The sequence below is a fragment of the Bacillus sp. EKM206B genome (assembly GCF_011066015.1).
In the GTDB taxonomy this organism is placed as follows: domain Bacteria; phylum Bacillota; class Bacilli; order Bacillales; family Bacillaceae; genus Bacillus; species Bacillus velezensis.
Window position 1 is genome coordinate 607,887 of record NZ_JAAMNL010000002.1, and the last position, 15,202, is coordinate 623,088.

At 46.7% G+C, this 15,202-nt stretch carries 4 protein-coding genes; all 4 read right to left on the reverse strand.

Features of this window, described 5'->3' with window-relative positions; all coding sequences use genetic code 11:
- Positions 1-7: 7 nt before the first annotated feature.
- The 4 genes from bamA to G9F50_RS05790 all read right to left on the reverse strand — a co-directional run bounded on the left by bamA (position 8) and on the right by G9F50_RS05790 (position 15,198).
- Positions 8-11,956, reverse strand: coding sequence for a bacillomycin D hybrid PKS/NRPS BamA (bamA, locus tag G9F50_RS05775; protein WP_165406468.1), 11,949 nt, complete (start codon positions 11,954-11,956; stop codon positions 8-10).
- Positions 11,957-11,975: 19 nt separating this feature from the next.
- Positions 11,976-13,178: a bacillomycin D biosynthesis malonyl-CoA transacylase BamD gene (gene bamD / locus G9F50_RS05780; RefSeq protein WP_060561613.1), complete on the reverse strand. Its 1,203-nt coding sequence runs from the start codon at positions 13,176-13,178 to the stop codon at positions 11,976-11,978.
- Positions 13,179-13,737: 559 nt separating this feature from the next.
- A complete protein-coding gene (locus G9F50_RS05785; protein ID WP_060561612.1) occupies positions 13,738-14,523 on the reverse strand; it encodes a 3-hydroxybutyrate dehydrogenase in 786 nt (261 codons plus the stop codon).
- Positions 14,524-14,535: 12 nt separating this feature from the next.
- A complete protein-coding gene (locus G9F50_RS05790) occupies positions 14,536-15,198 on the reverse strand; it encodes a CoA transferase subunit B (RefSeq protein ID WP_007410136.1) in 663 nt (220 codons plus the stop codon).
- Positions 15,199-15,202 lie beyond the last annotated feature (4 nt).

Here is a 15,202-nt window from a genome sequence, read left to right on the forward strand (position 1 = left end):
CTTTTCCCTAAAAGTTCAATTGAATAGAATCAAGCGCGTTCTCTTCTTCCTCATTGCTGCCGCTCAATCCGATATGTTCGATTAGAATGCTTGGCTGTTCCAAAATCGCCGATAGGATGTGTAGGTAGTCGTTTGATAAAACCTCGATTCTGCTTTTCTTAAACAGTTTTTTCGAATATTCAAACAGTCCGTGATAGTTGTCGCGGTCCGCCTGAATCGACAAGGTCAAATCGAATTTGGCAACCGGATGATGAAATGGATACGGCTTGAGTTGAAGGGAATCGAAAGTCAATTCAGCATGATCAAGATTTTGCAGCACAAACATCGTATCGAATAAAGGATTGCGGCTTGAATCTTTTGGAAGATGCAGATGCTGAATTAATTCTTCCAACGGATAGTCTTGATTTTTATAGGCGTTCAGCATGTTTTCTTTTACTTCATTTAAGTAGGCATCAAATGTTTTACGGCCCGCCGGGTGATTGCGAATGACTAACGTATTGACGAACATTCCCACGACGGGCTCTACATCCAGATGAGTCCGCCCGGCAGATGGCGTTCCTACGATAATATCTTCTTGTCCGCTGTATTTGGATAAAAGAATCGTATAGGCTGCCAATAAAATCATATACAGTGTTGCTCCTGTGTCTTCTTCCATTTGGCTTAAACGCTGTTTCAAGTGTTCGGGTATAAGAAATTCAAATGATTCGCCTTCGTAATCGCGTATGGCAGGTCTCTCATAATCCGCAGGCATATCCAGTACAGGAATATCACCGTGAAACTGATCCAGCCAATACGCTTCCTGGTTCTTGATGTTCCGTTTTTGAATGTCCGATTGCTGCCAAACTGCAAAGTCTTTATATTGAATAGAGAGCGGGTCCGGTTCGTTCCCCTCGTAGATTCGGCTTAAATCTTTCATCAGAATATTGACGGACACGCCGTCAGAAATGATATGATGCATATCCACCACAAGCACGTGCCGCGCAGGTTCAATTTCAATCAGTCCGGCCCGCATCAGCGGCGGTTTGGCTAAGTCAAACGCTTTGATGAAATCAAGCACACGGTCTTCCGCTTCTTCTTCGCTTGCTTGAATTCGTTCTATCGTAAAGTCGACGTTCTGATGAATACGCTGTGCCGGCTCGCCTTCATATAAATCAAAGCTGGTCCGCAATGCTTCATGACGCGCGATTAATTTTCGGAAAGCGGCGTTTAACTGTTCGGGATCGATCGTCCCTTCCACATTCATGGCACCCGTCATATTGTAAGTCAGCTCGCCGCCTTCTGTGTGACTTAATAAATACATCCGCCTCTGAGCTGAAGAAACCGGATAATATGGCATTTCCTTTGCAGCCGGAATCGGTACATATCGATTTTTGTCCATGTGTAACGCCTTGTCAGCCAATTGTTCAATGGTAGGAAACTTGAATATGTCTTTGAGAGACAGATTCACATCCAGCTCTTTGTGAATTCTGGCGGCTAAGGCAGCCGCTCGGATGGAGTTGCCTCCGAGATCAAAGAAATTATGTTTGATCCCCGCATGGCTTATTCCGAGCACTTCCTTCCATAAATCTGTCAGTTTGGACTCCGTCTCATTACCCGGCGGAACATATTCAGCTGTCTGCTGCAGACTCGATTCCGGTGCAGGCAGTGCCTTACGGTTTATTTTCCCGTTGGACGTTAACGGCATATGCTCCAGACGGACAAAATAGGACGGAACCATGTAGTCCGGAAGCCCCGATGACAATTGTTCCCTAAGCTGCGCAGCCGCTATAGGCTTGTCGCTTACGTAATACGCGCATAATTGTTTTAAGCCGTCTTCTTCTTCTTTCACTGTAACCGCGGCTTTTTGCACCGCTTCCGCGTTATGCATCGCTGCTTCAATTTCACCAAGCTCGATTCGGTGTCCCCTGATTTTGACTTGTTCATCAACGCGCCCAATATATACAAGATTTCCGTCCTTCAATCGCTTAGCCAAATCCCCTGATTTGTACATTTTCGCTCCCGGGACATACGGGTTTTCAACAAATTTCTCTTCCGTTAAATCCGGGCGGTTCCAATACCCTCTGGCAACACCCGGTCCGCTGATATATATTTCGCCGATTACCCCGATCGGAACCAGGTTTCTGCTTGCATCGGCCACATAAATATCCGTGTTGGCAGCCGGAGTGCCGATCGGTACAAATTCCCGCTTGTCCCGTACTGCGTCAAAGTGATAAATCATACATCCGACGACAGCTTCCGTCGGTCCGTATTCATTGAAAATGTCCAGCCGGCCTTTAAACTGCTCGCTGACACTTTTGGCCAGACGGGTGCTTAAATTTTCTCCGCCGACAATCATTTTCCGTATTGCGGTGCCGCCAGCGATATTCATCTCCTTGATGACGTGCAGATGTGCCGGGGTCAATTTAATCATGTCTATTCTTGAGTCCCGCATAATCTCAGAAAGCACAGCGCTTTTGTCTTCGCCGTCAAAGACAATGATGGTATTTCCCGTAACCAGCGGTGTAAATATCGAGGTCACAGTCAGATCGAAAGAGATGGAAGAGTATAATGGAAAGTTGGTTTTCTCACCTCTTACATAAACCTCTTTCGCCCACCAAATATAATCAGCCAGCCCCTGATGCTCAATGAGTACACCTTTTGGATTTCCCGTGGAACCTGACGTATAGATCATGTAGGCCAAATCATGCGCATCGCTGTCCGATTCAAGATTCGAGTGCTCCTCATGGTATGAGTTTTCCTCATCCAAAAGCACAACGTCACCATCATACGGGAATTGATCCAGCAGGCTGCGCTGTGTCAACACAACCTCCGCTCTTGAATCTCCCAGCATATATTGGATCCGATCTTCCGGATATTCAGGATCAATGGGCACGTATGCGCCGCCGGCTTTCAGAACAGCCAAAATTCCGACAATCAGCTCGATCCGATGCGGGCAGATGATGGCAACGAATTGATCCGCTTGTACGCCTTTTGTCCGTAACGTCCGCGCCAATCGGTTCGCCCGTTCATTGAGCTGTCTGTACGTATACCGCTCATTGCCAAAAATAACGGCTTCATGATCGGGACTCTGTTCCGCCTGCATTTCAAACCACCGATATACCGTTTCCTTATGCGGATACGGCGTCTTTGTGCCATTACACTCCGTCAGCAGTTGATGCCGTTCGGTTTCAGACAGCATAGGAACGGAAGACAATGTCATCTCCGGCTGCTCAACAAGGCTGTTTAAAATGGCGGTATAGTGTCTGGTGATCTGTTCAATGGTGTCTTTTGTGAATCGTCCCGGTTTATAATCAAAATGCATCTCTATCTGTTGACCGGCATCTTCGATCGTGAGCATCAAATCATACAAAGAGACCCCTGGATTTCGTTCTTTCACTTTAAATGTACATTCATTGTGCCGGATTTCATGAAATTCAATGTTTTGAAACACAAACATCGTGTTAAACAGAGACTTTCCGGTTGTTTCCCGCTGCACATTTAATTTCTCCACAAGCCGGTCGAATGGATAGTCTTGGTTTTCGAAAGCGTCAAGCGTCTGCCGCTTTACTTCTTCCAGATAATCCGTAAACGTTCTATTGGCGTGCGGCTTCGTCCGGATTCCGATGGTTTGTATGAAAATACCGATGATCTTTTCGATATCCGGATGATTTCTTCCTGATGCAGGCGTGCCAACGACAATGTCTTCTTGTCCCGTATATTTATGAAGCAGCACATTATAGGCGGCCAGAAGCACTGTATAGAGAGTCGTTTCCGCCTTTTGCGCCAAGTCTTGAAGCGAACGGATGACATCCGGCTGTAAGGAGCATGTCACACGCTGTCCCTCAGAAGACCGTTCTGCCGCTTTTGAACCGTCTGTCGGCAGGTCAAGGATGGGAATTTCGTCTTGAAATTGTTCCAGCCAATATGTCTCCTGCCGCTTCATGGCATCGTCATTCAGCCGTTGGTTTTGCCATTCTGCGAAATCTTTATATTCAAATTCAATGTCCGGTAATGGTTTCTGATGATATAAAGCCAGCAATTCATTTGTAAGGATGTTGACGGAATAACCGTCCGAAATGATATGATGCATATCGATGAGCAGTTCGGCCTGCTCGTTTTCAATCTTGATCAGCTCCGCACGAACTAACGGAGCTTGATCAAGGCGGAACGGTTTTACAAACCGGTCTGAATAGGCATCAAATTCGTCCCGGCTCATTGCCCGGACATGAACGTTAAAATCAACTTCGTTTTCAAGTTTCTGAACGATATCGCCATCTATAATGTCGAAATACGTGCGAAACGCTTCGTGCCGCTGCATCACTTGTTGAAGAGATGAGATCAGGGCCTGCTCATCGTACTTCCCTGTTATTGATATGTGGCCGAACATATTTTGCGCCAGCTGATCCGGTTCCAGTTGGTGCAGGAAATATACTCTTTGCTGTGCCGGCGATGTCGGGTAATACGCTTTTTTCTCGGCAGCCTTCATCGGGAGGTGCACGACTTTCGTTTCGTTCTGAATGAAACGTGCTAATTCCTTAACAGTCTGGTGATTGAAAAATTGTCCGATGGAAACCTTTTGATGAAATGTCTTCTGAACTTTGGAAAGCATAAGCGTTGCCTGGAGTGAGTTTCCCCCCAGAGCCAGGAAGCGATCTGATCTGCCGACCCGTTCAAGGCCGAAAAGTTCCTCCCAAATCCGCGCCAGCTGCCGCTCCGTTTCATTTACCGGCGCCTCGTAGGCTTCAGTAAAATTTGCCGTATTGCTTCCTATTGAAGAGACCCGCTTCTGGTGTTCGGCGTAAAGTGCTTGTAAATCATGCTGTTCTTCATCGGAAAACATCATCATGGCGTCAAGAGGGATTGAATCTCCCTCAACCATTTTTTGCAGCAATGTTGTAAAACCCGCTCCCCACTTTTTCATGATTTCCGGACTGATGACGTTCGTATTAAAGTCGAAATCAAGAACATATTCTTGATGCGCGTCTGTTATGTTCAGAAATAAATCGTACAGGGTGCATTTTACCGGGTATGCAACGGGCTCCGCTTCAGCCTTTCCGAAATGCAGTTTTCGAAAAGGCCTGTCTAAATTAAAGATAATACGCATATCCGGCACTTGATCGTGCGGAAGCTCTCTGGCCACCAGTGTCATCGGGACGGCTTGGTGCCGCATTGCAAGATTCACGCTTTCTTTCATACTGCCAAGATAACCGGATAAAGTGCTTTCTGAAGAAGACGTGTTCTTCACCGGAATCATATTGACGCAATTTCCAATCAGATCATGCTGTTTCATATGCGATTGACCTGCTGCGGGGACCCCGATCACAAGGCCTGACTGTTTGGTAAGCCGGTGCAGAAAAAGATGAAATGCACCCAGCATCGTCACAAATACGCTATTTTTCATCTGAATGCTTAATGACCTTAAAGCCTCGCTCAATGGCCGTCCAAGCCTGACGGTACACCGGTCTCCCTCATACCCGTTCGGATAACGGACAGAAGCTGTGCTTGGCAGAATTGGCTGCTGTATCGGTTCAGAAAAATGACGCCGCCAATAACGGACCCCTTCTTCATAATGGCCGCTGTCAATCTGTGCCTGCTGCCAGTCTAAGTATTGGCGAAACGAAACATCTGCCTCTTTCGGTGAAATCGGTATTCCTTGTACGATTGCCGCGTAGCTGCTCTCCAGTTCTTGAACAAAAACGGCGATTGACCATCCATCGGCAATGATATGATGGAACGTGAGCACAATCAGATGTTCATTGTGAGCCGATGTAAGCACATGGATTCTAAACAAAGGCTTTTGTTCATGAAAATGAAACGGCCGCTTGGCATCTTCTGTCAGCCATTTTTGGATTTCCGGCTCCCGATGTTCATGCGGGTGACCGGTAAAATCAATGACAGGTATTTCTATATTCATCCGTTCCAGCACTTGCTGTACCTCGTCATCGGGATGAATCACCGTACGTAAAGCTTCATGACGGTCAACGATATGCCGGACGGCTTGTTTTAATGATGTATACTGCAGTTCGCCCTTCACTTTCAGCATAATGGACTGGTTTAAAGCGGCGGAAGCTTCATTCCCGTAATGGGATGCCATAACCAACTGCTTTTGTTCAGATGAAAGCTCGCGCGTCCCGGACTTTTTACGGCCTCCGCCACCAGGGGAATCCGGGCCTTCCGGAATAAATCCGCCTCGGCGAAGATCCTCCACCGTGTCTTTCACCGCTAGAATAATATTTTCGATATCATCCGCGGTATGCGCCGCAGATAAGAAGCAGTTGCGTCCCTCCCATACATAGACCCCTTTATAGTTGAGATGGTAAAAGAACAAGTCATTATCAAGCGATGAGACAAACCGGAATAAAGAACCGAATCGAACCATGCGGATAGGCACTTGCGCTTGTTCGAAGCAGCGATTCAGCTCATCGACCAGGTAGGCTGTTTTTTGATTAAGCTGCTCATACAGATGTTCTCCTTCGGTTTGTAAATGGCGAAGGACGGCTAATGACATCCTCATGGTAAGCGGGTGTGTATTGAAGGTGCCGGCCACAAACGTGCGTTTCGCCTCGTCTTGCGGGTAGGAATCGTCCCCATACTGCCAGGTACCCCCGTCGATCGCATTCATGAACTCAGCTTTTCCGGCAACTACCCCTAACGGCTGTCCGCCGCCGATGATTTTTCCGTAGGTCACTAAATCAGCCTGAATGCCGAACCATTCCTGTGCGCCGCCGAGACCGATCCGAAATCCGGTAATAATTTCATCCATAATCAGAGCTGTTCCGGATTGCTGCGTGATCGCCCGCAATTCTTTCAAAAATGCCTGCGGCTGCAAATCCGGTCTGCGGCTTTGTACCGGTTCCACCAGTACGGCTGCCAATTCATCACCAAGACTGCGGATCACGTCCAGCGAATCGGGATTGTTGTAATGTAAAATAATCAAATCATCCATAAAGCTCTGCAGTATGCCTGGAGCCAGCGGATTCGCAGACGCAGCCCCGCCTTTTGTGCCGGCAACCCCTAATACGCCGTCAAACGTGCCGTGATAAGATCCGGAGAACGCCACGACTTTCTTTCTTCCTGTTGCCGCCCGCGCCAAACGCAGGGCAACCATGACGGCCTCTGTTCCGGAATTATAGAAAGCGACCCTTTCCACTCCGGTACATGTGCGGATCCGGTCGGCAACTTCACCGGCGACATCTGACATCGGGCCGAGCGGAGGCAATGATGAACGGGTTGAATCATCGATAACCTCTGTAATAAAGGAAGGATGATGCCCGAAAAGGTTAACCCCGAATCCCATGGTGATATCGATATATTCATTTCCGTCAATATCCCACATTTTAGAACCGTCAGAACGTTCGGCGATAATCGGGTATACGATTTCCTTCCAATACGAACGGAAGCTGGACAAATTGCGGTTGTTTGCATGAGCAAATCGGGTGTTGTCCGTATATTTTTTGGAACCTTTCGTTTTATCTGCGTATTTCTTGATGAAATCTTCTAAGTATTGTTTTTGCCGTACGGTATAGTGCCCCTGATCATTCAGGTTCTGAGGCTGGAAAGGAACATAGGGTTTCGCTTCTTGAGCCGCTTTCTGTTCTGCAGTGACGGTCGGAGGCCCCTGCTTGACAGAAGGAATTGATTTCTCTTGCGCTTTAGCGTATTCTTTCTCATCGGAATGATGTCCGCTGTTTCTCAACAAATTAAAGCTATTTAATTGAGCTTGCAAGGTATCCTGAATTAATTGATTCTGAGATACGATTATTTTTTCGAGCATATGCTCTTGATGATCTTCTCTGCGATCCGATTCAGACTGTGCTTCTGAAATGACCTGTATTTCCTGCGCCGGAACATTCTCTTGAGGGGGAGCGGATGCAAAGGACGATGGAACGGTCTCAGCCAAGTAATCTATGACACTTTGAAGGTTGTTCATCGTATCAAAAAAACGATCCATCGGGATGTCTACCCCAAATTCGTCCGCGATGGCTTTTTTGACCTGTGACAGCATGATAGAATCCATTCCGAGCCCGATAAAATGAGCATTCAGATCGAGTGCCTCCGCTCTGATCCCTGAAGCGTTGCTGATTACAGTTTTCAGGAAGGATTCAATGTGCGCTTTCGATTGATTGATATTCAATGCTGCTCCTCCTTTCTTTTCGCCCTCGTTTAAGCGCAATTGGTCAGCTTCAGCCCAGCATCGGCTCCGTTCAAACGGATACAGGGGCAATGGCGTCTTTTGTACAGTTTCACCGGAATAAAGCGCGCGCCAATCGATAACGGCTCCTTGCACAAATAATTCGGCTGCGCGATGCAGCCATGTGATCCGTTCATCTTGCGTACGTAAACGCTGCTTAATCAGAGCGGCTGCTTGTTGATTCAGCTCTTCTTTATGAGCAGGCAGCATTTCCTTCATATTCTTGTAACCGATGTATACACCGGGAAGGTTTCTGTCTCCCTGAATCAGGCGGGTCAGCTTATCCGATAGTTCTTGTTTACCGGATACAATCATGGCAATGCCATGATCCAAATGAGCCCTGCCCGTACTGGCTGTATAGCAAATGGACTTTAATGAAGCTTGGCTGTCATCCGATACATATTGCCGGTACTGCTGTGCGAGTTCATAGAGTGATTTTTCAGTATGAGCGGATAAAACAAATAGGTGCGGCCCATGTTCATCCTCGGGTGCATACTCACTTTGAGAAATATATTCTTCCAATACCACATGAGCGTTCGTTCCGCTAAAACCGAACGAGCTGATTCCGCCTCGCAGCGGCTCATCACCGGATGTGAACGCTGCAGCTTCCTGGTTTACGTAAAATGGTGAAGAGTGAAAATGAATGAGCGGATTAGGTTCATTAAAGTGCGCTAACGGCGGATTTTTCTTGTGATTCAGCATGAGGACAGATTTGATCAGCCCGACGATGCCTGCCGCTTCAAACAAATGACCGATGTTCGATTTAACAGAACCAATCGCACAAAATTGTTTTTTTGCCGTATACTTTTCAAACGCTTTACAAAGTCCGTTAAATTCAACCGGATCACCGAGCTTCGTTCCGGTGCCATGCGCTTCGATGAAAGACAGTGTTTCAGGGGCAATGCCCGCGTCTTTCCAAGCCGTCTCAATGACCTCAGTCTGAGCTGCCGGATTCGGTGCTGTAATCCCGGCGGTTGTTCCGTCTTGATTCATCGCGCTTCCCTTGATTACACCGTAAATATGGTCTCCGTCGCGAACAGCATCCTGCAAAGGTTTTAGCAGGACTGCGGCCGCGCCTTCACCTGTGCCCGTGCCGTCTGAATCTTTGCTGAACGTTTTCGTGTACCCGTCCGAAGATTCCATATCAAGCCCGATACAGATCGGCAAGAGCGATGTTCGGATACCTCCGGCAAGAGCCATTTCACAATCGCCGGACATTAAAGATTTACATGCCATATGAACGGCGGCAAGCGATGAGGAGCATGCCGTATCCACTGTGACCGCCGGCCCTTTTAAATTTAAGAAATAAGCGATTCGGCTGGCTAGCACGGAAGGGAGATTGCCCACGATATATTGATGAAGTTCCTCCGGATAATTCGCAGAAAGGAGACGTTCATAATCGTAGCCCACCTTCGAGTACCCCGCATATACCCCGACACGGCTCCCGTTCATGCTCCCGCCGGCATAGCCCGCATCTTCAATCACATGCCATGCAGACTGCAAAAACAGTCTTTGGTTAGGGTCCATAAACTGAGCCGCTTTAGGAGCTAAACCGAAGAACGAATAATCAAAGCGGTCGATTTCATCTAAATAGCCGCCCTTCACAAACTGACTCTCATTGAACTCGCTTTGGATGGACTTTAAATAATCCGCCGCATCTTTCAGCCGGGATTCGGGGTATTCTCGAATGCTGTGCTCACCTTTTTCAAGCAGATTCCAAAAATCACTTTTCGTTGACGCTCCCGGGACATTGAGCGACATCCCGATAATGGCGATATCTTTCGGTGTCACATGGCTTGGTTTCGCTGCCGCGTCCTGTTTGATTTCAGCCCGGCTTTCAGACAGATATGCCGCTAAATCAGTGATAGAAGGATACGTAAAGAGATCTGAAACGGCAAGCTCGCGTCCGAATTTCTGTTCTATGCGCTCGGCAATCTGCGATAACTGTAATGAATTTGCTCCCATATCAAAATAACTGTCAGCGAGGTGAACTTTTTTCCCGTTGAGCACTTCGGAAAAGATAGACAGCAATTCCGTTTCTATCTCATGAATGGGTGTCTGTCCGGATGTTTCCGGGCTGCTCTCCAAACATTCATTGATGGCGGCAGACTCTGTTGAAAAATTCCCTGCCTCATACTGTCTGGCAAGTTCGTAGCGTTTAACCTTTCCGCTGGTTGTTTTAGGGAGTTTTCGGATCGGAAGGACTTCTTTTATGCTCCAGCCGCCCCGCTTGTACAAATGCTTTTTTATCTCTTTGACAAGCGGTGCGAATTTTTCAGGTGATTTTTTGTAAACAACAAAGAGCACGATTTCTCCGCTTTGTGTCTTTTGATCATATACACCGCAGGCGGCAACCCTTCCTAAGTCAACCTCTTCCATTTCAATCGCGACCCGTTCAATATCGTGCGGGTAGATATTTTTTCCGTTCACGAAAATAATGTCCTTTTCTCTTCCGGTTACGACTAAGTTACCACTTTCACTAATGAATCCGAGGTCTCCCGTTTTTACCCAGCCGTCAGAAGTCAGCGCTTTTTCCGTACTCTCTGGGTTGTTATAATACCCTTGCGTCACATTGTCTCCTTTGATGTGGATATGGCCGATGATTCCGTCTTCTACTCTTTCATTTGTTTCATCGGAGATCCGAAGCTGACAATAGTCAATAGGTTGTCCCACCTCGACGAATGAAGCGCAATTTTGGTCCTCTTTGCTGACTTTTACAGCTCTTTCACCAAGATTTAAATAGTCACGATGCAAATAAACAGGAACGAATTCTTTACCTATTTTAGAGAACGCTGCGCCAACCGAAGCTTCCGCTAAACCGTAAACATTCAAAATGGCGGATCTTTTCAGATTGAATGCTGCGCATCTTTTCAAAAATTCGTCACACAGCTCCGGCAATATCGGTTCTGCACCGTTTGCGATGACCTTGATGTGGGATAAATCCCAGTCTGGTTCGTTTTTCAGAAATTTAAGGAAGTAGTTGTACCCGAAATTAGGAGAGGATAGAATACTGGCTTTATGTTCATGAGCTTTTTTCATCCAAAGAATAGGTCTGCGAATAAATAACTCTGTAGGCATTAGATTTTGATTGATTCCGGTTATGAAGGGAACAAGGTGGCAGGCGATGAGCCCCATATCATGCGTTAAAGGCATCCATGATAAGAAAGAGTCTTTCGAATGAACGTGTAGGGCAGTCCCAATGGCGCACGTGTTATGTATTAAGTTGTGATGCGTTAACATGACTCCTTTTGGATCTCCTGTCGATCCGGAAGAAAATTGGATAAAGGCGAGTTCATCCGCATCAGGTTCATAAAATGAAGCGGGGTAATCGTAGGTTTGATCTTGAATGATGTCAGATTTTTCGTTTAATTGATGATGGAAATCCTGTAAATCGTGTTCTGCAGCGTATTTCTTTATTTTGTCCAATACTTTTTCAGAGGCAATCAGAAAGGGATGATTTAATATATTCCAAATGCGCCAGACCTTCAGTTTATGGTCATCATCTTCACCGATACTGACCGGAACCGGGATCATTCCTCCTAATATACAAGCCCAAAAAGCAACGACAAATGATTTGTTCTCTTGGATTTGAAATACAATTTCCTGCTTCGGCTTAATGCCGAGATGCTGTAAATAGCCAAGATACCCTTGCGCCTCTTCAAACAATTGGCGGTAAGAGACAACCGTCTCGTTTTTATCGGATTCGATAAAACGGATCCCGCGATCAGAGATACTGCTTCTTTCCCGAATGACATCTACTAAGGTTTGGAATTGACTGGTATACATAGGTCCCCTCCTGGGCGCTTTATTTTAAAATCCGCAATTCTTCCCAAGCCGGAAGCTGTTTAGCTTCACAAATTAATTTGCATAAATGGATCGAATGTTCGAGTTCTTGTTCTGAAAGCACGTCTTCATGCCTTTTCATTCTCTCTTTCAGCTCTTGGATTTGCGTAAATAATGGCGTCGTCATAGTGGAATAAGCCGCTGAATCCTTGTTGTAATTTCGCGCAATGACGGATTGAATCATCAATTTATTCAGTTGTTTTTTGCGTAAATGGACAATATGTTTCTTTCTTTCCGCTGGATTGGAAAGCGGGGGAACATCAGATGTCTGTCCTAAGGGATAAGGTACAATGTGATTCGTTGTTTTTCTCAGCAGACCGGCTAAGACATTGTTCGGACCCATTTCGATGACTTCTGTGACTCCATGTAAAAGCAAGTAATGCATCGATTCTGTCCATCTAACCGGCAACGTCATGTGCTGCTTGAGATGTTCGCTGATTGAATTTCCGCTGCTGTAAGGGCGCGCGGTGACATTTGAAATGATCGGCCATGCGGCATCCCGGAAGGAATACCGGTGTAATACAGTCTGGAATTGTTCGGAGGCTGATCGTATCATCGAACTGTGAAAAGGCGCACTGACATTCAAATAAGTGTATGCCGCACCCTTTTCCTCCGCCATCTTGATGACACGTTCCACAGCTTGCCGGTGTCCGGAAATTACGTGCTGCTGTTCTGAATTCATGCAGGCTACTCCTGCCGGAAAGTCTTCCGTCGACACTTTCGAACATATTTCCTGCAAGGTTTGAAGAGAGAGGTGAGTCACGGCGGCCATCGCCCCCTGCTGCTGAGGATCTGCATTTTGCATAAGAATTCCCCGCTCCCTTACAAGTGTAACGGCATCCCGAAAAGAAAGGGCGCCGGCACAGACAAGCGCTGAATATTCGCCTAAGCTATGGCCTGCCAGGAAGCGGGGCTTCACCCCTATTTCCTGCATATACACTTGAAAAGCAATTACACTGACCGTTAAAATAGCGGGCTGCGCGTTCATTGTCTTTGTCAATTCATTCATATCTCCGTTAAAACACAGTTTTTTTACATCCAAGGAGATCGCATCGCTCGCTTCTTCAAACAATCTCTTTGCGAGCACAAAATCATTCCAAAATTGTTTGCCCATTCCTACAAATTGAGACCCTTGTCCAGGAAATAAAAAGGCAAGATTGTTCATGAGATTCCTCCGATCATATTGAACAGGGGATACAATATCCTACAAAATATCCCTTTATCTAACATCCTAGCATGATTATAACAAATGTGTATAGAATACTTTCGGAGGAGTTATTGTTCGTTTTCACAAACGAATTAGATATATTTATTCATAAAATAAAACATGGGGGTTTCGCCGAAAATCAGTCCTAAAGAGAGATGATGAAAGCCGGGGTGGAGCCTGTTACCGGCTCTTCTTCACTTCGGACGCGCTCTTCATGTTTCATATGTTTTAGGGCTATTGGCATTATTGTGTCGGAAATTACATATTTTCTGTTTATTGTAAAAAATCATTTGTATATCTGTGAAGGATTGTAAACTGATTGCGCTTGTTTATAAATGTGGCGCAAGAGATGGATCTGGATGGGGAAAATCCGCAAGGACGAAATACGCCGCAGAACATGCGAATGACCCTGCCCGGATACCGATTGACGCAGTAAATCGGCCTATTGAGTGAGCAAGGTTTTCAGGCATAAAAAAACAGCCGTTCAGAGCGGCTGTTTTTTTAAAAAGTATAAGAACTATTGAGCGGTATACCCGCCATCCATGACTACGGCCTGACCTGTGACCCCTTTTGCTTTGTCGCTGGCCAAAAATACGGCGTAATCAGCGATTTCCTTCACTGACAGCAGCCGTTTTTGGGGAACGAGCGGAAAGATGACGTCCTCAAGCACCCGCTCGTACGGTACATTCCTTGTTGCGGAAATGTCCTTTAACTGATTGCGGACAAGCTGAGTGTCCACATATCCCGGACAAAGCGCATTGACGGTAATGCCGTCAGCCGCGCCTTCAAGTGCGCCGACTTTCGTTAAACCAATGACGCCGTGCTTGGCGCTGTTATATGCCGCTTTCCCGTGAAAACCGATCAGTCCGTTGACAGACGCCATATTAATGATTCGACCGAATTGCTGTTTTTTCATAATGGGAAATGCATGCTTCATTGCGATAAATGGCGCAGTCAGCATGAGACGAATGAGCCGTTCAAACTGTTCGGTGGGAAATTCCTCGATGGGCGCGACATGCTGAATGCCGGCATTATTCACAAGGATATCGAGACGTCCGAATTGTTTCTCGACCGTCTGCAGCATGTCGGCCACTTGCTTTTCATTTGTTACATCGCATGTGATGCTGACTGCTTCACAGCCTTCATCTTTCAGTCTTGCCGCCGCTTCTTTCCCCGCTTGTTCGTTTATATCAGAGATGATGACGGCTGCTCCTTCACGGGCGAATTCTTTTGCGATTTCAAGCCCGATTCCTCCGGCTGCTCCTGTTACAACGGCTGTTTTTTCAATAAGCAATGAATGCATGACGGCACCTCCTCATTTTGGTCTGACCCCGTTTTTTAACGACTGGCTGACAGTAAAATGACCTTCTGTTTTCTCAAAGACCTCCTCCATTGTTACACCTTCCTGCAGTTCGGTGAGCGTCATACGGCCATCATGAAAATCGAATACAGCCAAATCTGTGATCAGCCGATCGACCACCTGCCTGCCGGTTAAAGGCAGCGTACATTCCGTTCTCACTTTAGATTCCCCATATTTATTCACGTGCTCCATAATGACAATAATCCGTTTTGCTCCGTGGACCAAGTCCATGGCGCCGCCCATTCCTTTGATCATTTTTCCGGGGATCATCCAGTTCGCCAAATCTCCCCGTTCGGACACTTCCATCCCGCCGAGGATCGCTACATCAATGTGGCCGCCGCGAATCATGGCAAAGGATTCGGCACTGTCAAAATACGAGGCTCCCTTTACTTCGGTGATGGTTTCTTTTCCCGCATTGATCAGATCGGGGTCCTCCGTTCCTTCCGCCGGATAAGGACCGATCCCGAGCAAGCCGTTTTCAGACTGAAGCAGGACGTTATAATCATTCGGTATCTCATTGGCTACAAGCGTCGGCATCCCTATCCCCAAGTTCACATTCATTCCGTCCTTAATTTCCTTTACAGCCCGTTTGATCATTCGTTTTCTGCTATCTCTCATTCTG

What these genes read in the sequence shown, in the direction of transcription:
- G9F50_RS05785 (WP_060561612.1), bottom strand. Translation starts at nt 14,523, where the DNA reads ATGCATTCATTGCTTATTGAAAAAACAGCCGTTGTAACAGGAGCAGCC.
- bamD (WP_060561613.1), bottom strand. Translation starts at nt 13,178, where the DNA reads ATGAACAATCTTGCCTTTTTATTTCCTGGACAAGGGTCTCAATTTGTA.
- G9F50_RS05790 (WP_007410136.1), bottom strand. Translation starts at nt 15,198, where the DNA reads ATGAGAGATAGCAGAAAACGAATGATCAAACGGGCTGTAAAGGAAATT.
- bamA (WP_165406468.1), bottom strand. Translation starts at nt 11,956, where the DNA reads ATGTATACCAGTCAATTCCAAACCTTAGTAGATGTCATTCGGGAAAGA.